The sequence below is a fragment of the Pseudomonas sp. R5-89-07 genome (assembly GCF_003851685.1).
Classification (GTDB): Bacteria; Pseudomonadota; Gammaproteobacteria; order Pseudomonadales; family Pseudomonadaceae; genus Aquipseudomonas.
Window position 1 is genome coordinate 2044764 of the sequence record NZ_CP027727.1, and the last position, 19440, is coordinate 2064203.

The window sequence follows — 19440 nt, forward strand, 5'->3', positions numbered from 1 at the left end:
TGGACTGAGGCGGTATCGATTATGAAGCAAGACGCCATTCTTTTTATTGATGTCGATGACAGTAGCTCCGTTCGTTATAACTACCGAGAGCCGCATTTTGCGGTGGCTCGCACCCGTGGCCTGCTGTGTTTGACGGCCGCCGTAGCAGGGCGCAGGCATCTGCAACGGCTCAAGGACGACAGTGATGGCGTGTTCCTGCTCGATGCACTCAGCGAGCAAGCCATCCTCGATCTAGTCGGCCAGCTCGATGAGCGCTATCAGATTTGCGGGATTTTCTGCCAGGCCGGTCATCCGTCTGCTCAAGGCGAAGTCGGCTGCATCGTCGCGCGGGCTTGCCAGCGCCTGGGCCTGGTGTACAGCAATCCCGAGGCAGTTGCCGCATGCAACAACAAGTTGCTGATGCGCAGGGTGCTGAAACAGCACGGCATTCGCTCCGTGCCGTTTGCACTGTGCAATAACGAACAGCAACTGCAGCAGGAAGCTGAGCGGTTGGGCTACCCGCTGATCGCCAAACCACCGTTTGGCGGTGCTTCGGCGTTTATCAAGAAGTGCTCCAACTGGGCGCAACTGCAGGGCCACTATGCGCTGTTCGTGGCGAACCACGCCGCGGCGGCGTATGCGGACTTCTATGGCTGCGCCCACACATTGCCCGAACACGACGGCCAACGGCATGACTACATTCCGGGGCGCAGTATCTTGTTGGAGGGCTACATCCCCGGTATCGAAGGCAGTGTGGAATGTGTGGTGGCCGGTGAGCGCGTCTATCCGTTGCTGATCAATGAAAAGCTGCTGTTGACCGAGCGCAGTGGCACGGTCCTGGAAAACCTGCTGATTTCCCCTCCTACCTCGTTTACCGACAGCCAGTGCGAGCAGATCCGCGAGTACGCCGTGGCGTGCCTGCACACGGTCGGCCTGACCAACGCGGTGGTGCATTTCGAGTTCCGCATGACCGAGGAGGGGCCGGTGGTGATCGAGATCAACCCGCGCGTGGGCGGGCTCTATGTGAACGCGGCGTTTCGGGATCTGGCCGGTATCGATCCCTATCAACTGTATCTTTCGTTATTGATGGGCGAGCCGGGTGTCACTGCGCAATTGGAAGCGGGCGCGCGCAAGGTTGCGCAGGCCGGGCAACATTACGCGATGCTGGCGATTTACCCGCAGCACAGCGGCCGGTTCCAGGGCATTGAAGGCGTGGAGTTCCTCGACCGTAACGCCGCGGTGCTGGAGTATGCCCAGCAGGCGCCGGGGCACCTGATTGATGCGGATATCGAGGAACACTATCTACTCAAGTGCTGGGCCGAAGTGGAAGATGCTGCCCATGCGCGGGCATTGCATGATGCGGTCATTAAGCATTTGCGCGTTGTCATCGACAACCCAGTGACAGGATAGCGATATGGACATCCCACAGATTTCGGCGCATCTGCGCGAGCATCATTACTGCCATCGCCGTGACTTCGCCGACGTGGTCAAGGTCGAGGCCGCAGAGGAGCAAAGCTTCCGCGCTTACTGGGCCAACCTGGTTCGGGACGAGGCGTTCAAGGCGTACACCCATCGCGAGCGACGTATCCTGCGCTATCGTTTGTCCGCTTCACGGCAACTGCAGATCGACAGGAACACCGCGTTCGAGTCGCCGGTCATTTACGCCGTCAACTATCGCCAGGGGGTGAATCACTTGAGCTATAGCGAGGAAGGCTTTATCGCGCATCCGCTGATGCGCAAGCTGCTGGCCGCTGACCTGGCGGTGATCGACCCGCACTTGGGCGAACACAGCTACACCATCGATATCCACCAGTTCCGCGTGCGTGCGGATGCGCACGCGTGCAGCCCCACCACGTCGGGGATTCATCAGGATGGCCTGGATTGGGTGTTCATGCATTTTATCGGCGAGCACAACACCGTGCCGGTGGTTTCGCAAGTATTCACCCATGAAACGGAGCAGAGTCAGGTGCTGAATGTGCCCATGGAACGGTTCCTGGAAACGATCATGCTCAACGACCGGGAGCTCTACCATCGCGCCGGGGATGTACGGCCCAAGGTCGGTTCGACACCGGCCTGGCGCGATATGCTGTTGGTCAGCTTGCGCAGGGTGCCCTCGAATGACGAGGCACAGACTGCATGAGCCACGACCAACCGTTGCGCCTGTCGACCCGCAACGCCCGGCTGATCATTTTTGCACGGGGCGTTTCCGACTTTGGCGCCTTTCTCAACCTGGTGGCATTGTCCACCTATGTCTACTGGCTCAGCCAAAGTGTGGTGTTCGTCAGTATCTTCCTGGCGTGCCGCGTAACCGGCGGCATTGTCGCCAGCCTGTTCGGCATCCCGTTTTTCCGGCGTTTCGCCGGGCGCGGCACCTTGGCGGGACTGGACTTGGCGCGCGCGCTGCTGCTCACGCCGCTCCTGTTGCTGATCCCTACGCAGCAACTCAGCCTGTTGCCATTTATCGCCTTTGGTATCGGCTTGTGCAATTCGCTGTTTGCCATCGGCCTCAACAGTCAATTGCCCACCTGGGTTGCCCTGGAACAGCGGGTGAACACCAATGCCTGGATCACCTCGGCGGCCGCCACCGGCGCCGTGTTCGGCAGTTTGCTGTCGGGCTTGCTGATTGCCACCGGGGGCTTTGAGGCGGTGTTCGCGGTGAACATCGGCACCTATGTGATAGCCGCGTGCCTGGTGCTGCCATTGCGTGCGTTGTACAGCGTAGCCGTGGCCGCGCATCGCGGACTGTCGGCCGAATGGCATGAGTTGACCAAGGGGGTGCGAGGCGCGCCGGTGTTGGCCGCCATGTTGCTGATCAGCATGCTCGACACCCTCGGCAGCGCGGCGCATAACGTCGGTTGGCCGGTGCTGTCGCAGTACATTTCGCCAGATACAGCCAAAACGGTGATGGGTTATCTGCTGGCGGTCTGGGCCTGCGGCAAATTTATCGGGGCACGCCTGGCCAGTGCGCTGTTGAAAGGCCGGGGCACTTGCAGCATGGAGCGCCTGTTCATGTTCGGCGTCGCGCTGATGTCCAGTGGCTTTATCCTGACCTTCCAGCAAACCGAGTTGTGGCTGGCGCTGCTGTTGGTGGTGTGGGCGGGGCTGGGGGACGGGCTGTCCGAGGTGGCGCTGGTCTCCCGGGCGCAAAGTGAACCGGATAGCTTGCGCCTGCCGCTGTTCAGCTTGTTGACCCTGATCCAGATGGCGGGCTTCGGCGTGGGCATGCTGGTGGTCGGGCCGTTCTATCTAACCTGGACGCCGGCCCAAGTAATCGTGCTGTTCCATGGGCTACCGCTGACGGCCTTGGTGGTGATGACGCTGTGGCTTGCGTGCACGGCTTACCGAGTTCGGCAAAATGTGTCAGGCACACCGCCCTCACATTGATCGCCACCTGGGGGAGGGAGCAGCTCCCTCCCGCATTAAGTTGTACCACCCACGGCTGCTCAGCCTTGTGCGAACATCTCCATCGCACGCTGACGGATCTGTTCCTCGGTCAGGTCCTCCTTGTGCGTGGCCAGGAACCAGAGGTGGCCGAAGGGGTCCTTTACGCTCGCGGAGCGGTCGCCATAGAACTGGTCACTCGGCTCGGACAGCACCGTTGCGCCCGCCGCCACGGCCTGTTTGAACTGCGCGTCGACGTCGTCCACATACAGGTGCAATCCGACGCTGGCGTGTTCACTCGGACTACGCAGGGCCATCTGCTCACAGGGAGAGCCCAGCATGATCGCCGCGTCACCGATGCGCAGTTCGGCATGGCCGACGCGGCCGTCAGGCATGTCCAGGCGCATGACCTGGGTAGCGCCAAAGGCGTTCTTGTAGAAATCGATGGCTTCGCCCGCTTTGTCGATGCCCAGGTACGGCGTCACGCTGTGATAGCCCTCGGGAATAGCTTTTACGCTCATCACGATCTCCTTGATTGTGGTTATGGAGGTACGGCTGTTTCACTATAGGCCACGTCAATCAAGGGCTGCGCGCGTTCCGACGAGCAGACTCAACTGGGCTCGAGCAACTGCGCCCCGGGCCCGCGCTCACCGAGCTGGTCATCCTGGTTGCGCAAGGGGCAGGCATCCATCGACAAGCACCCGCAGCCGATACAGCCGTTGAGCTTGTCGCGCAGCAGTATTAATTTGTTGATCCGCTCATCCAGGTCTTCCCGCCAGCGTGCCGATAGCCGCGCCCAATCCTTCGCCGTGGGCGTACGGCCATCGGGCAATGCCTGCAACGCCTCGCCGATGGTTGCCAACGGAATGCCCAGGCGTTGAGCGATCTTGATCACCACGACCCGCCGCAACACATCCCGTGGATAGCGTCGTTGATTGCCGGCGTTGCGATTGCTTTTGATCAGCCCCTTGGTCTCGTAGAAATGCAGGGCGGTGACGGCCACGCCGCTACGGGCCGCCAATTGGCCAACCGTGAGTTCCTTGTTGAGCATACAAACTCCGATTCATCGCTTGACCTTGACTTAAGTAGAGGTTTTACCCTGCGTGGCACTGGATCGCAAGATTCTGCCTACAGAGAAAGGGGATTGTTCATGCAGGTATCAGAGAAGAATCGCAGCTTCACGCAATTGATCGAATTCCAGATCGACCCTCGCCAGCAATCTGCCCTGGTGGCGGCCTTGACCGTCCGGAGCGAGCGACTGGCCGAGAGCCACGCCGGCTTTGTGCGTGCAAGCGTACAGGTCAGCGACGATGGGCGACGGGTGCTCAACTACCTGCAATGGCAATCTCGTGAAGATGGCGAGGCGGCCTTCAGGCGCTTCGAGCAAGGCGGCGAGGAGTTCTGGACGCTGATCCGGGTGCACCAGGCCAGGGCGGTGACTTTTGATTCGTTCCAGGTGCTGCGCAGCTTTGAGCGCAGCCATGACGATGCCTTGCACTGCCGTTTAAATGGATAGGTGCAGCATCCGCTCGCCCTGCAGGTTACCCCCTGGTCGACGCTTGTTGACCGCCAGCTCACCGATCTTGATCAGGCGCGTGCGCGTGACGTTGCGGCTCAAGCCCAGCAGGCTGGCGGTGTGCACCTGGTTGTAATGGCTGAAGCGGTAAGCGGCGCGTAACAGCGCATCCTCGACCTTTTCATGCAGGGCACCGGCCTGTTCCTCGAACAGCTTCTGAAAGGCCCGCGCCAGCAACGCTTCGGCGCTGTTGTCGATGCCGTGCTGGCTGTCGTCCTGGCGCTCGATACGCAGGTTGGACAGGCGCAGATCGTCGCGCTCGATCACGCTGTTGCGGCAGATCAGCAAGGTGTGGTGAATCACGTTTTCCAGCTCGCGAATATTGCCCGGCCAACTGTAGCTTTTGAGTTTTTGTTCGGCCTCGCGACTGAGGGTGATCGGACCATAGCCCAGGCGTTGGCTGTAGGCTTCGATAAAGTGTCTGGTCAGCGGCAGGATATCGCCGGGGCGCTCGCGCAACGGGCTGAGCTCCAGGCTGACCACGTCGAGACGGTAATACAGGTCTTCGCGGAAATGCCCGGCGTTGATGGCTTTTTCAAGTTGCACGTTGGTTGCGGCCAATACCCGGACATTGATGGGAATGCTCTTGCGCGAGCCCAGGCGCACCACTTCGCGTTCCTGCAGCACCCGTAGCAGCTTGACTTGAATGGCCATCGGCAGATCGCCGATTTCATCGAGGAACAATGTGCCGCCGTCCGCCTCTTCGAACCATCCCGCCTTGGCGCTGAGGGCGCCGGTAAAGGCGCCTTTTTCGTGGCCGAACAGTTCGGCTTCGACGAGGGATTCTGAGAACGCCCCGCAGTTGACCGCCACGAATGGCCGGTTGCGCCGCGCGCTGAGGTTATGGATATGCCGTGCCACCAGTTCTTTACCGGTGCCGGTTTCGCCGATGATCAGCACGCTGGCTTCGCTGGGCGCCACTTGCTGGATATGGTCGAGCAGGGCCTTGGATTTCGGATCTTCGAACACCTGGGCCGTGGCGCGGATCGAGGTCGCGAGGGCAGGCGAGGGTGGTAGGGTTAACAACTGCATGGGCACCTCTCTCAGGAGTAGAACGTAGGAATCGGCAGTGCCTGGTTCAACGCCCAGTCACCCAGTTCGTGGAGTTTGTAATCCAGCGGGTCGTGCAGGGTTTGTGTGCGCAGGTTGCGCCAGTGGCGGTCCAGGCGCAGTGATGCGTGGGTGGAGCGCGCGCCGGTGACTTCGAATAGGCGGGTGCACAGATCCAGGCCCTGGCGCGTCGCGGCAACTTTCGCGGTAGCGATGGCAATGGCCAGTTGGCCGCGTTCCTGTTCGCTGAGGCTGGGCCCTTTGGCCCATGCCTGGTCGAAGAGCTCGGCGGCGCGTTCGACCAGCAGGCGCACGCCTTGCAGCGCGACCCAGAAATCGCCGTAGTGGTGCAGCACGTAAGGGTCCTGGCGTACGTCCTCGGCCATGGATTTATGCCACGCACGGGTTTCGGTCAGGGTGTAGTGGCGCGCCTCTTCGAAGGCGCCCTCGGCAATGCCTAAAAACAGGTGGGTGAAGGTGAGCTGGGCGATCAATGGCCGCAGACAGGCGAAGGGCGTGCTCAGTGGGCCTGGATCGAGCAGTAACTCCGACTCCTCTACGCGCACCCGTTCAAAGCTGGCGCTGCCGCTGTCGGTCTGGCGCTGGCCGATGGTGTTCCAGTCATTGTGCAAGGTGATCCCGCTGCGCCCGCTGGGAATGGCGGCAATCAGCAGCTTGCCCCCAGCGCTTTCGTCGACTGCCGAGGCGATGAGCATTTCTGAATCGTTGGCGCCGGAACAGAAGCTTTTCTTGCCGGAGAATTCGCGCCAGCCGCCGAAGTGCTTGACCACCGTGCGCGTGTCCAGCGGATTCAGGGCATTGCCCCAGAACCAGTTTTTGCGCGCAGTTTGTTCGAACCACGGTTGCCATTGGTCCGGCCGCGAGAACAGGCGCACGGTGGCGAGCATCAGGTGATGGAAGCCAAAGACATGGGCGATGGAGCTGTCGACCTTGGCGAACTCGCGCACGATACCCAGCGTCTCGCTCCAGCGCGCCCCGAGGCCGCCGTACTGGCCGGGAATACTCAGGGCGAGCAGGCCACTTTGGCGCAGGGCGTCACGTTCAGCTTTGGGGGTGCCGCCGCGCTCGTCACGCTCGACGGCGTTGAGCGCGAATTCGGCGGCCAGCAGTTGGGCGGTTTGCAGTGGAGAGCGCGGCACGCTGTGGGGTTTGGCGGTCACGTGGGAGAACCTCAATTGTGTTTGGCACTGCAATTGAATAGTGGAGAGGGCCTCATCGGTCTCAAGTGTTGGCGCGCAGCGTTGGGGTGTTTATAGAGGGATTCTTATATTCCGTAAATTAATAGATTTGTATATTTATATATCCTAAAAGAATATAAGTATTATCTATCGGACATGTCGCAACGGTTGATAGCAACTATCGAGGGCGGTGATTTTTCACCGGGCAGGCTCGGGAGTAGCCTGTGTTCATTGACTCGAAACCTCCTTTGCAGGGCCACCGCCATGAACCGTCTACTCGCTATTTCGCTCTTGCTTGTCAGCTCTGTCCTCGCCGGATGTGCGACTCATCCCTCGCCTGAATTACGCCCTTACACTGCTCAGGAAACCAGGCAGTTGGCCCTGGAAGCGCTGAGTCGCCGTGGCTTGTCATTCGATGAATATCAACAGCAGCGCGCGGCACTGACCGGCCAGCCGCAGAAGTCTTATGGTTTCGATCATCAGGGCGAAATGAACGCCGAGCGCAGCGTGGCCTTGAAGGATCGCCCCAGTTGAGCGGTGTTGTTGCGGTGAAGAACCCGAGTTTTCCCATAAGGAATCTCGGGTTTTTTGTTTGCCATGGCGTGACTTCAGCCTGTTAAGCTGAATTTCAGGAGCGTTCCTACGCACATTTTCATAAAGTGGTCCTTCTTTAATGGCATTCGATCAGTTAAACCTGACGACCTCTGTTCTGCTCGATGCCCCCGCGACATTGCTCGCGGGAACACGCTCTGTGAGTTTTTAACGTCATGAATAAACGTCCGTTGTATTTCGACTACGCCGCCACCACGCCGGTGGATGAGCGGGTCATCCAGGTGATGGTCGAGTGTCTGGGCTTCAATGCCAATTTCGGTAACCCGGCGTCCAGTTCCCACGCGTTCGGCCAAGCGGCCCGGCAAACGGTTGAGCAGGCGCGTCACCAGGTAGCCGAACTGGTTGGCGCCCAGCCCGAGCAGATCGTCTGGACCTCCGGCGCCACCGAATCGAACAACCTGGCGATCAAGGGCGTGGCCCAGGCGCGTGGCGTGGCGGGCGGGCATATCATCACCAGCCAGATCGAGCACAAGGCCACACTCGACACCGCGCGGCAATTGCAGGAAGCCGGGGTGGCGGTGACCTATCTGGTGCCTGATGCCGATGGTTTGATCAGTGTCGAGGCGGTCAGTGAAGCACTGCGTGAAGACACCTTCCTGGTGTCGCTGATGCTGGTCAATAACGAACTGGGCACGTTGAACGACATCCCGGCCATCGGCACCCGGGTGCGTGAGCAGGGTGCGTTGTTTCACGTGGACGCGGCGCAAGGAGCGGGCAAGGTGGCCATTGACCTGGCGCAGTGGCCGGTGGACTTGATGTCGTTTTCGGCGCACAAGCTTTACGGTCCGAAGGGCATAGGTGCTTTGTACGTAGGACCTCGGGCACAACAGAAGGTATTGGCGCAGATTCACGGCGGCGGTCATGAGGGCGGCTTGCGTTCGGGTACCTTGGCGACCCACCAGATTGCAGGCATGGGCACGGCATTCGCCTTGGCGGCGGCATCTTTTGCCGAAGAGAAGGCGCAAATCGTAGCCTTGCGTCAGCGTCTGTTGGATCAGTTGGGCTCGATTGCGGGTGTGCGTCTTAACGGCAGCCCTGCACAGCGAATCCCCCACACCCTTAGCCTTACCTTCAGCGAAGGCGAATTCAATGCTGCTGCGCTGAGTGCCGGGATTGCCTTTTCGGCGACTTCAGCGTGCAATTCAGCCAGCAACGCGCCGTCCCACGTGCTTCTGGCCCTCGGGCACGATGCTCGTAGCGCCAGCCGTACCATTCGCTTGAGCCTGGGCCGGTTTACTACCGAGCGGGATATCGACGAAGCGGTACAACTGATCAAGTCGGCACTGGCCAGCGCACCGGCGTTCTGGGCAGTCTGAAACGTCATTCGCAGTCCATAACAATTATTAGTGGTTAGCAGGAGACACAATGAGTACGCAGTCTTTGACCCATGGAACGGTTCCCCAGCGCCTGGCGCAGACCCGTGAGCTGATGAGCCGAGAGGGCGTTCATGCCCTGCTGGTGCCGTCGGCGGATCCGCATTTGTCCGAATACTTGCCTGGATACTGGCAGGGGCGCCAATGGTTGTCGGGGTTCCATGGTTCGGTGGGGACGCTGATCGTGACTGCGGAATTTGCCGGTGTGTGGGCCGACAGCCGCTATTGGGAGCAGGCGACCAAGGAGCTCAAGGGCAGCGGTATCGAACTGGTGAAACTGCAACCGGGCCAACCCGGCCCGCTGGAATGGTTGGCTGAACAAACGCCGGAAGGCGGTGTGGTGGCCGTCGATGGCGCGGTCATGGCCGTGGCGTCGGCACGTACGCTGGGTGGCAAGCTGGCGGAGCGTGGCGCGCGCTTGCGTACGGACATTGACCTGCTCAACGCCGTCTGGCACGACCGCCCGGCGCTGCCGAACCAGCCGATCTATCAGCACCTGCCGCCGCAGGCTACCCTCAGCCGTGGCGAAAAACTCGCGGCCTTGCGTGCCAGCCTGCAAGACAAAGGCGCTGACTGGCATTTCATCGCGACCCTGGATGACATCGCCTGGTTGTTCAACCTGCGCGGTGGCGATGTGTCGTTCAACCCGGTGTTCGTGTCGTTTGCCTTGATCAGTCAACAGCAGGCCACCTTGTTCGTGGCCCTGAGCAAAGTCGATGCCGAGCTGCGTGCCGCGCTTGAGCACGATGGTGTGAGCGTGCGCGACTACAGCGACGTGGCTGATGCGCTGCGAGCCGTACCACTAGGGACGAGCCTGCAAGTTGATCCGGCACGCGTGACGGCCGGTTTGCTGGAGCACCTCGACGCCGGTGTGAAACTGGTGGAAGGCTTGAACCCGACCACGCTGGCCAAGTCCCGCAAAAGCCTGGCTGATGCCGAGCATATCCGCCAGGCCATGGAGCAGGATGGCGCCGCCTTGTGCGAATTTTTCGCCTGGCTGGAGACGGCCCTGGGGCGTGAGCGCATTACTGAGCTGACGATCGACGAGCATCTGACGGCGGCGCGTACTCGTCGTCCAGGTTATGTGTCGCTGAGTTTCAACACCATTGCGGCCTTCAATGCCAACGGCGCGATGCCGCACTACCACGCCACGCCAGAAGAACATGCCGTGATCGAAGGCGATGGCCTGTTGCTGATCGACTCCGGTGGCCAATACCTGGGCGGTACGACGGATATCACGCGGATGGTGCCTATCGGTACGCCGAGCGATGAGCAGAAACGTGATTGCACGCGGGTGCTCAAAGGCGTGATTGCTTTGTCTCGCGCTCATTTCCCTAAAGGCATCCTGTCGCCTTTGCTTGATGCCATCGCACGCGCACCGATCTGGGCCGAGGGCGTGGATTACGGCCATGGTACGGGTCACGGTGTCGGGTATTTCCTCAACGTGCACGAGGGCCCGCAAGTGATCGCCTACCAGGCGCTGGCTGCACCGCAAACGGCGATGCAACCGGGCATGATCACGTCGATTGAACCGGGTACCTATCGCCCTGGGCGTTGGGGCGTGCGCATCGAAAACCTGGTGTTGAACCGTGAAGCAGGGAAAACCGAATTTGGTGAGTTCCTCAAATTCGAAACCCTGACCTTGTGCCCGATCGACACCCGGTGCCTGGAACCTTCGCTGCTCACGGTGGATGAGCGCGAATGGTTCAACGCCTATCATGCCCAAGTGCGTGAGCGCTTGAGCCCGTTGCTCAGTGGCGATGCGCTCACGTGGTTGCAGGTGCGCACAGCGGCTATTTGATCGCGGGCTGACTGAGGGCTTCGCGCACAAAATCCAGACGGTCCTGACCAAAAAACAGCGTGTTGCCTACAAACATGCTGGGCGCGCCGAATACGCCGCGTTTGATTGCCAGTTCGGTTTTGTCCTTGAGAGCGGCTTTTACGGCCTCATCGTTGGACAAAGCCAGAACTTGCTCTGGGTCCAAGCCTTGCTCCGCCAATACAGCAGCGACGACGGCTGGGTCCCCCAGATTGCGTCCGTCCACCCAGAGCGCACGGAACAGGCAATCTACGAACGTCTGGAAATGCTCAGGTTGATGCATCTGAATGCCGGTGGCTGCACGCATCAGCATAAGGGTATTGATAGGGAAGTTCGGATTGAATCGCAGCGGCACGTCATAACGCTGGGCGTAGCGTGCGAGGTCAGCAAACATGTAACGCCCTTTGGCGGGGACGGTAATCGGTGAGGCATTGCCGGTAGCCTTGAATACGCCACCCAGCAACATAGGTTCATACACCAACGCCGTGCCGGTGTCGGCACACAGCTTCGGTAACTGGGTGTGCGCCAGGTACGTGGCGGGGCTACCGAAATCAAAGAAAAACTCCAGGGTTTTGGTCATGGCCGGTACTCGCTGCTTGATTTTATAGGGGCGTCTTTACCAAGTTTCATTCCACGGACGCAGATCCAGCTCGAATGTCCAGGCGTCCCGTGGCTGGCTGTGCAAGTACCAGTAGTTGTCGGCGATGTGATCGGGGTTGAGAATGCCGTCCTGATCCTTGAGGGCGTATTTCTGTGGAAAGTTTTCGCGAATGAAGTCGGTATCGATGGCGCCGTCCACCACTACATGGGCGACGTGGATATTCATCGGCCCCAACTCCCGCGCCATGCTTTGCGCCAAGGCGCGTATCCCATGCTTGGCGCCGGCGAAGGCAGCGAAACCCGCGCTTCCACGCAAACCAGCGGTGGCGCCGGTGAACAGAATGGTGCCGCGTTTTCGAGTGACCATACGCTTGGCCACTTCGCGGGCATTCAGGAAGCCTGAGAAACAGGCCATTTCCCAGATCTTGAAGTACTTACGTGCGGTTTCTTCCAGGATGCTGCAGGGTACGTTGGCGCCGATGTTGAAGACGAAGGCTTCAATGGGCCCGAGGGTTGTTTCAATCTGGTCGACCAGCGCGATCACGTCATCTTCTTTACGCGCATCGCAGGCAAAGCCATGGGCTTCACCGCCGGCCGATTGGATGCTATCCACCAAAGGCTGGAGTTTGTCGGCGCTGCGACGAGTGACACAGGCTACGTAACCTTCGCGGGCGAAGCGCTTGGCAATGGCACCGCCGGTCGCGTCGCCGGCGCCCACTACCAATACGATTTTCTTGTTGTGCGTCATGGGAACTCCGTTGGCTCGATGATCGAGCAGGAGTTTAGTCGCAACGCCATGCATGGCTGGATCTATCAGCGAAATTGATCGTGAACAATCAGGACAGCACTGCTCAGGTATCTATTTGCAAATGACGATCATGCTGCGACTGGTATAGCCGGCAGGGTTGAGGCCGAAGGGGTAATCCCCGGGCTCCTCGGAGTTGTCGCCGGATTTGGCGATAACGCGATAACCCTTGGCGCCACATGAGTTGGCTGCACTGGTGTAGCACTGGTCCCAGGATGAGGACAGGCCCGAACAGTTGATATGCAGCCCTTTCTTGCCCCGTTTCACTTCTGTCTTCGTGGTCGCGGCACAGCCAGCAATGCCGATGACCAGTAACAGTATTAAAATTCGTTTCATTGCGATCCTTAAATAGCCGCTTCGCAAAAGGTTCGAAGCCGGCTTTTACTCGCTCTCGAGCGTAGCGTTCATGCTGTCCGTGTCGAATTTCTCCATGAAAGACATTTGGTTACGGCCTAAACATGGCCTAAATGAGCGGTAAATACCAGAGCTGCCGTTAAAGAGGGTCAGTCCGCAGGCACTAGCGGTTTGGATTCGTTGCGCATTGTCAGTGTGGCGCCGACCGAGGCCAGAATGATGCAGATGATTGCCAGCCATTGCGCGAGCGTCAGGTGTTCTTGCAGGAAGAACAGGCCGGAGAGGGCGCCGAACGCTGGCTCGACACTCATCAAGGTACCGAACGTGCGAGCCGGCAGTCGGGTGAGCGCAACCATTTCCAGCGTGTAGGGCAGGGCCGTGGACAAAATGGCAACACCGATTGCGACGGGGATCAGGGCGGGGGTCAGCAACGCGGTTCCGGCGTGTACGATGCCGATTGGTGCGACGAACAGAGCGGCAATCATTACGCCGAGCGCGGCGGTCTGCACACCGTTATCGTTACCTGCCTTTTGACCGAACAGGATGTAAAGCGCCCAGCAAACACCGGCGCCGAGTGCGTAGGCGGCGCCGACCACGTCGATGCCACTGCTGGCTTCGCCCGTCGGTATCAGCAGGAGCAAACCGATGACCGCGAGTCCGATCCACAAAAAGTCCACTGCTCGGCGCGATGCATAAAGAGCAACGGCGAGCGGGCCCGTGAATTCCAGGGCTACGGCAATACCGAGAGGGACGGTGCGCAATGACATATAGAAGAGAAAATTCATGCCGCCCAGCGCCATGCCGTAGACAATCACCGTGCGCAGGGATTTGGCCGTCAGCTTGGCGCGCCATGGACGTAATAGAAGCAGCATGATGACGCTGGCGAAAATCAAGCGCAGGGTGGTGGTACCTTGCGCGCCGACGATAGGGAACATGCTCTTGGCCAGCGAGGCGCCGGACTGGATGGATGCCATCGCGATCAACAGCAGGCCAACGGGGAACAATAGGGAGGCCAGGCTGCGGGGTGGGGTGGTCATTGAAGGTGTTCGTCCAAAGTCATAGTAGAAGGGCAGGGGCTATGATGCTTAAGTGTCAGGAAATGAGCAATATATTGCTCAATTGAAGATGGTTTGAGAGATTACAGGTTGTTTGATAGATAATTCACATTAAACCTTGACGGCGAATTCTATCTGTCTATAATTCGCCCCACTTCCGGCGCAGTCGAAACGGAAAACTCCTTGGTAAACAATGAGTTAAGTAGGTTTCGGCAGCAGGTTGCTTCAGTTCATCGAAGCCAAAAGGAAGTTGAAAAAGAGGTGTTGACAGCAGCGTGTAACGCTGTAGAATTCGCCTCCCGCTTACGAGAGATCGCAAGCGCAAGTGGTTGAAGTTGTTGAAGAAATCTTCGAAAACTTCTGAAAATAACCACTTGACAGCAAATGAGGCTGCTGTAGAATGCGCGCCTCGGTTGAGACGAAAGATCTTAACCAACCGCTCTTTAACAACTGAATCAAGCAATTCGTGTGGGTGCTTGTGGAGTCAGACTGATAGTCAACAAGATTATCAGCATCACAAGTTACTCCGCGAGAAATCAAAGATGTAACCAACGATTGCTGAGCAAAGTTTAGGGTTTCTTAAAAACCCAAAGATGTTTGAACTGAAGAGTTTGATCATGGCTCAGATTGAACGCTGGCGGCAGGCCTAACACATGCAAGTCGAGCGGTAGAGAGAAGCTTGCTTCTCTTGAGAGCGGCGGACGGGTGAGTAATGCCTAGGAATCTGCCTGGTAGTGGGGGATAACGTTCGGAAACGGACGCTAATACCGCATACGTCCTACGGGAGAAAGCAGGGGACCTTCGGGCCTTGCGCTATCAGATGAGCCTAGGTCGGATTAGCTAGTTGGTGAGGTAATGGCTCACCAAGGCGACGATCCGTAACTGGTCTGAGAGGATGATCAGTCACACTGGAACTGAGACACGGTCCAGACTCCTACGGGAGGCAGCAGTGGGGAATATTGGACAATGGGCGAAAGCCTGATCCAGCCATGCCGCGTGTGTGAAGAAGGTCTTCGGATTGTAAAGCACTTTAAGTTGGGAGGAAGGGCAGTTACCTAATACGTGATTGTTTTGACGTTACCGACAGAATAAGCACCGGCTAACTCTGTGCCAGCAGCCGCGGTAATACAGAGGGTGCAAGCGTTAATCGGAATTACTGGGCGTAAAGCGCGCGTAGGTGGTTTGTTAAGTTGGATGTGAAATCCCCGGGCTCAACCTGGGAACTGCATTCAAAACTGACTGACTAGAGTGTGGTAGAGGGTGGTGGAATTTCCTGTGTAGCGGTGAAATGCGTAGATATAGGAAGGAACACCAGTGGCGAAGGCGACCACCTGGACCAACACTGACACTGAGGTGCGAAAGCGTGGGGAGCAAACAGGATTAGATACCCTGGTAGTCCACGCCGTAAACGATGTCAACTAGCCGTTGGGAGCCTTGAGCTCTTAGTGGCGCAGCTAACGCATTAAGTTGACCGCCTGGGGAGTACGGCCGCAAGGTTAAAACTCAAATGAATTGACGGGGGCCCGCACAAGCGGTGGAGCATGTGGTTTAATTCGAAGCAACGCGAAGAACCTTACCAGGCCTTGACATCCAATGAACTTTCTAGAGATAGATTGGTGCCTTCGGGAACATTGAGACAGGTGCTGCATGGCTGTCGTCAGCTCGTGTCGTGAGATGTTGGGTTAAGTCCCGTAACGAGCGCAACCCTTGTCCTTAGTTACCAGCACGTCATGGTGGGCACTCTAAGGAGACTGCCGGTGACAAACCGGAGGAAGGTGGGGATGACGTCAAGTCATCATGGCCCTTACGGCCTGGGCTACACACGTGCTACAATGGTCGGTACAGAGGGTTGCCAAGCCGCGAGGTGGAGCTAATCCCACAAAACCGATCGTAGTCCGGATCGCAGTCTGCAACTCGACTGCGTGAAGTCGGAATCGCTAGTAATCGCGAATCAGAATGTCGCGGTGAATACGTTCCCGGGCCTTGTACACACCGCCCGTCACACCATGGGAGTGGGTTGCACCAGAAGTAGCTAGTCTAACCTTCGGGAGGACGGTTACCACGGTGTGATTCATGACTGGGGTGAAGTCGTAACAAGGTAGCCGTAGGGGAACCTGCGGCTGGATCACCTCCTTAATCGACGACATCAGCTGCTCCATAAGTTCCCACACGAATTGCTTGATTCATTGAAGAAGACGAAAGAAGCAGCCCGAAATTGGGTCTGTAGCTCAGTTGGTTAGAGCGCACCCCTGATAAGGGTGAGGTCGGCAGTTCGAATCTGCCCAGACCCACCAATTTTGTGTGGGAAACGCCTGTAGAAATACGGGGCCATAGCTCAGCTGGGAGAGCGCCTGCCTTGCACGCAGGAGGTCAACGGTTCGATCCCGTTTGGCTCCACCACTACTGCTTCTGTCGGTATAAAGCTTAGAAATGAGCATTCCATCGTTGTGATGGTGAATGTTGATTTCTAGTCTTTGACTAGTTCGTTCTTTAAAAATTTGGGTATGTGATAGAAAGATAGACTGAACGTTACTTTCACTGGTAACGGATCAGGCTAAGGTAAAATTTGTGAGTTCTCTTAACTGAGAAATTCGAATTTTCGGCGAATGTTGTCTTCACAGTATAACCAGATTGCTTGGGGTTATATGGTCAAGTGAAGAAGCGCATACGGTGGATGCCTTGGCAGTCAGAGGCGATGAAAGACGTGGTAGCCTGCGAAAAGCTTCGGGGAGTCGGCAAACAGACTTTGATCCGGAGATGTCTGAATGGGGGAACCCAGCCATCATAAGATGGTTACCTTACACTGAATACATAGGTGTATGGAGCGAACCAGGGGAACTGAAACATCTAAGTACCCTGAGGAAAAGAAATCAACCGAGATTCCCTTAGTAGTGGCGAGCGAACGGGGACTAGCCCTTAAGTGGCTTTGAGATTAGCGGAACGCTCTGGAAAGTGCGGCCATAGTGGGTGATAGCCCTGTACGCGAAAATCTCTTAGTCATGAAATCGAGTAGGACGGAGCACGAGAAACTTTGTCTGAATATGGGGGGACCATCCTCCAAGGCTAAATACTACTGACTGACCGATAGTGAACTAGTACCGTGAGGGAAAGGCGAAAAGAACCCCGGAGAGGGGAGTGAAATAGATCCTGAAACCGTATGCGTACAAGCAGTGGGAGCCCACTTTGTTGGGTGACTGCGTACCTTTTGTATAATGGGTCAGCGACTTATTTTCAGTGGCGAGCTTAACCGAATAGGGGAGGCGTAGCGAAAGCGAGTCTTAATAGGGCGTCTAGTCGCTGGGAATAGACCCGAAACCGGGCGATCTATCCATGGGCAGGTTGAAGGTTGGGTAACACTAACTGGAGGACCGAACCGACTACCGTTGAAAAGTTAGCGGATGACCTGTGGATCGGAGTGAAAGGCTAATCAAGCTCGGAGATAGCTGGTTCTCCTCGAAAGCTATTTAGGTAGCGCCTCATGTATCACTGTAGGGGGTAGAGCACTGTTTCGGCTAGGGGGTCATCCCGACTTACCAAACCGATGCAAACTCCGAATACCTACAAGTGCCGAGCATGGGAGACACACGGCGGGTGCTAACGTCCGTCGTGAAAAGGGAAACAACCCAGACCGTCAGCTAAGGTCCCAAAGTTATGGTTAAGTGGGAAACGATGTGGGAAGGCTTAGACAGCTAGGAGGTTGGCTTAGAAGCAGCCACCCTTTAAAGAAAGCGTAATAGCTCACTAGTCGAGTCGGCCTGCGCGGAAGATGTAACGGGGCTCAAACCATACACCGAAGCTACGGGTATCACGTAAGTGATGCGGTAGAGGAGCGTTCTGTAAGCCTGTGAAGGTGAGTTGAGAAGCTTGCTGGAGGTATCAGAAGTGCGAATGCTGACATGAGTAACGACAATGGGTGTGAAAAACACCCACGCCGAAAGACCAAGGTTTCCTGCGCAACGTTAATCGACGCAGGGTTAGTCGGTCCCTAAGGCGAGGCTGAAAAGCGTAGTCGATGGAAAACAGGTTAATATTCCTGTACTTCTGGTTATTGCGATGGAGGGACGGAGAAGGCTAGGCCAGCTTGGCGTTGGTTGTCCAAGTTTAAGGTGGTAGGCTGGAATCTTAGGTAAATCCGGGATTCTAAGGCCGAGAGCTGATGACGAGTCGTCTTTTAGACGACGAAGTGGTTGATGCCATGCTTCCAAGAAAAGCTTCTAAGCTTCAGGTAACCAGGAACCGTACCCCAAACCGACACAGGTGGTTGGGTAGAGAATACCAAGGCGCTTGAGAGAACTCGGGTGAAGGAACTAGGCAAAATGGCACCGTAACTTCGGGAGAAGGTGCGCCGGTGAGGGTGAAGGACTTGCTCCGTAAGCTCATGCCGGTCGAAGATACCAGGCCGCTGCGACTGTTTATTAAAAACACAGCACTCTGCAAACACGAAAGTGGACGTATAGGGTGTGACGCCTGCCCGGTGCCGGAAGGTTAATTGATGGGGTTAGCTAACGCGAAGCTCTTGATCGAAGCCCCGGTAAACGGCGGCCGTAACTATAACGGTCCTAAGGTAGCGAAATTCCTTGTCGGGTAAGTTCCGACCTGCACGAATGGCGTAACGATGGCGGCGCTGTCTCCACCCGAGACTCAGTGAAATTGAAATCGCTGTGAAGATGCAGTGTATCCGCGGCTAGACGGAAAGACCCCGTGAACCTTTACTATAGCTTTGCACTGGACTTTGAATTTGCTTGTGTAGGATAGGTGGGAGGCTTTGAAGCGTGGACGCCAGTCTGCGTGGAGCCAACCTTGAAATACCACCCTGGCAACTTTGAGGTTCTAACTCAGGTCCGTTATCCGGATCGAGGACAGTGTATGGTGGGTAGTTTGACTGGGGCGGTCTCCTCCTAAAGAGTAACGGAGGAGTACGAAGGTGCGCTCAGACCGGTCGGAAATCGGTCGTAGAGTATAAAGGCAAAAGCGCGCTTGACTGCGAGACAGACACGTCGAGCAGGTACGAAAGTAGGTCTTAGTGATCCGGTGGTTCTGTATGGAAGGGCCATCGCTCAACGGATAAAAGGTACTCCGGGGATAACAGGCTGATACCGCCCAAGAGTTCATATCGACGGCGGTGTTTGGCACCTCGATGTCGGCTCATCACATCCTGGGGCTGAAGCCGGTCCCAAGGGTATGGCTGTTCGCCATTTAAAGTGGTACGCGAGCTGGGTTTAGAACGTCGTGAGACAGTTCGGTCCCTATCTGCCGTGGACGTTTGAGATTTGAGAGGGGCTGCTCCTAGTACGAGAGGACCGGAGTGGACGAACCTCTGGTGTTCCGGTTGTCACGCCAGTGGCATTGCCGGGTAGCTATGTTCGGAATAGATAACCGCTGAAAGCATCTAAGCGGGAAACTAGCCTCAAGATGAGATCTCACTGGAACCTTGAGTTCCCTGAAGGGCCGTCGAAGACTACGACGTTGATAGGTTGGGTGTGTAAGCGCTGTGAGGCGTTGAGCTAACCAATACTAATTGCCCGTGAGGCTTGACCATATAACACCCAAGCAATTTGCGACTCGAGAGAGACCAGATTGCGGTGTGTGAAGACGCAATGAACCGAAAGTTCGACGCTCGCAAAACACCGACTTCTA

The 19440-nt window shown here is 57.3% G+C and carries 15 protein-coding genes, 2 tRNA genes and 2 rRNA genes; 11 read left to right on the forward strand and 8 right to left on the reverse strand.

The genetic code is table 11. The features are described from left to right. Positions 1-21 precede the first annotated feature (21 nt). From C4J94_RS09500 to C4J94_RS09510, 3 genes are read left to right on the forward strand one after another with little or no spacing between them, the layout of a single operon-like run. Positions 22-1389, forward strand: a complete 1368-nt coding sequence (locus tag C4J94_RS09500; RefSeq protein ID WP_124385909.1) for an ATP-grasp domain-containing protein — start codon at positions 22-24, stop codon at positions 1387-1389. A gap of 4 nt (positions 1390-1393) precedes the next feature. Further along, the gene (locus C4J94_RS09505; protein WP_124385910.1) at positions 1394-2119 is read left to right on the forward strand and encodes a 2OG-Fe dioxygenase family protein; all 726 of its coding nucleotides are present in this window, start codon (positions 1394-1396) and stop codon (positions 2117-2119) included. After that, positions 2116-3363 (forward strand): MFS transporter, encoded by a 1248-nt coding sequence (locus tag C4J94_RS09510; protein ID WP_124385911.1) that lies wholly within the window; start codon positions 2116-2118, stop codon positions 3361-3363. Before C4J94_RS09505 ends, C4J94_RS09510 begins: the two co-directional genes overlap by 4 nt. A gap of 59 nt (positions 3364-3422) precedes the next feature. Here C4J94_RS09510 and C4J94_RS09515 read toward each other — a convergent pair whose 3' ends face one another. Both C4J94_RS09515 and soxR read right to left on the reverse strand, forming a co-directional pair. Next, the gene (locus tag C4J94_RS09515; protein WP_124385912.1) at positions 3423-3881 is read right to left on the reverse strand and encodes a VOC family protein; all 459 of its coding nucleotides are present in this window, start codon (positions 3879-3881) and stop codon (positions 3423-3425) included. Between the two features lie 89 nt (positions 3882-3970). After that, on the reverse strand, positions 3971-4411 hold the full coding sequence (gene soxR / locus C4J94_RS09520) for a redox-sensitive transcriptional activator SoxR (protein WP_124385913.1): 441 nt from the start codon (positions 4409-4411) through the stop codon (positions 3971-3973). 99 nt (positions 4412-4510) lie between these two features. Between soxR and C4J94_RS09525 the strand changes: the two genes are divergently transcribed. Then, a complete protein-coding gene (locus C4J94_RS09525; protein WP_124385914.1) occupies positions 4511-4876 on the forward strand; it encodes an antibiotic biosynthesis monooxygenase in 366 nt (121 codons plus the stop codon). Here C4J94_RS09525 and C4J94_RS09530 read toward each other — a convergent pair. After that, the gene (locus C4J94_RS09530) at positions 4865-5968 is read right to left on the reverse strand and encodes a sigma-54-dependent Fis family transcriptional regulator (RefSeq protein WP_124385915.1); all 1104 of its coding nucleotides are present in this window, start codon (positions 5966-5968) and stop codon (positions 4865-4867) included. The genes C4J94_RS09525 and C4J94_RS09530 overlap by 12 nt on opposite strands. Before the next feature lie 11 nt (positions 5969-5979). Beyond that, positions 5980-7167: an acyl-CoA dehydrogenase family protein gene (locus tag C4J94_RS09535; protein ID WP_124385916.1), complete on the reverse strand. Its 1188-nt coding sequence runs from the start codon at positions 7165-7167 to the stop codon at positions 5980-5982. A gap of 282 nt (positions 7168-7449) precedes the next feature. On the opposite strand from C4J94_RS09535, the gene C4J94_RS09540 reads away from it, so the two are divergent. From C4J94_RS09540 to C4J94_RS09550, 3 genes are all read left to right on the forward strand, one after another. After that, complete coding sequence (locus tag C4J94_RS09540; RefSeq protein ID WP_124385917.1) at positions 7450-7719, forward strand: hypothetical protein; 270 nt, start codon at positions 7450-7452, stop codon at positions 7717-7719. A 233-nt stretch (positions 7720-7952) separates the two neighbouring features. Continuing rightward, the gene (locus tag C4J94_RS09545) at positions 7953-9113 is read left to right on the forward strand and encodes a cysteine desulfurase family protein (RefSeq protein ID WP_124385918.1); all 1161 of its coding nucleotides are present in this window, start codon (positions 7953-7955) and stop codon (positions 9111-9113) included. Between the two features lie 49 nt (positions 9114-9162). Beyond that, positions 9163-10971 (forward strand): aminopeptidase P family protein, encoded by a 1809-nt coding sequence (locus C4J94_RS09550; protein WP_124385919.1) that lies wholly within the window; start codon positions 9163-9165, stop codon positions 10969-10971. On the opposite strand, the gene C4J94_RS09555 is transcribed toward C4J94_RS09550, so the two are convergent. The 4 genes from C4J94_RS09555 to rhtA all read right to left on the reverse strand — a co-directional run bounded on the left by C4J94_RS09555 (position 10964) and on the right by rhtA (position 13785). Then, on the reverse strand, positions 10964-11569 hold the full coding sequence (locus C4J94_RS09555) for a 2-hydroxychromene-2-carboxylate isomerase (protein ID WP_124385920.1): 606 nt from the start codon (positions 11567-11569) through the stop codon (positions 10964-10966). The genes C4J94_RS09550 and C4J94_RS09555 overlap by 8 nt on opposite strands. A gap of 36 nt (positions 11570-11605) precedes the next feature. Beyond that, on the reverse strand, positions 11606-12337 hold the full coding sequence (locus tag C4J94_RS09560) for an SDR family oxidoreductase (protein WP_124385921.1): 732 nt from the start codon (positions 12335-12337) through the stop codon (positions 11606-11608). A 111-nt stretch (positions 12338-12448) separates the two neighbouring features. Next, a complete protein-coding gene (locus C4J94_RS09565; RefSeq protein ID WP_124385922.1) occupies positions 12449-12730 on the reverse strand; it encodes a hypothetical protein in 282 nt (93 codons plus the stop codon). A gap of 167 nt (positions 12731-12897) precedes the next feature. Beyond that, entirely contained in the window at positions 12898-13785 is an 888-nt protein-coding gene (rhtA, locus tag C4J94_RS09570; protein ID WP_124385923.1) for a threonine/homoserine exporter RhtA, read from the reverse strand. Positions 13786-14402: 617 nt separating this feature from the next. Here rhtA and C4J94_RS09575 point away from each other — a divergent pair. From C4J94_RS09575 to C4J94_RS09590, 4 genes are all read left to right on the forward strand, one after another. Next, positions 14403-15939 (forward strand): 16S ribosomal RNA (locus C4J94_RS09575). An 81-nt stretch (positions 15940-16020) separates the two neighbouring features. Beyond that, positions 16021-16097 (forward strand) — tRNA-Ile (locus tag C4J94_RS09580). A 30-nt stretch (positions 16098-16127) separates the two neighbouring features. Continuing rightward, positions 16128-16203: transfer RNA gene (locus C4J94_RS09585), tRNA-Ala, on the forward strand. A 247-nt stretch (positions 16204-16450) separates the two neighbouring features. Next, positions 16451-19342, forward strand: a 23S ribosomal RNA gene (locus C4J94_RS09590). Together the 16S and 23S rRNA genes with 2 tRNA genes alongside form the textbook arrangement of a ribosomal RNA operon. The last annotated feature ends 98 nt before the right edge of the window (positions 19343-19440 follow it).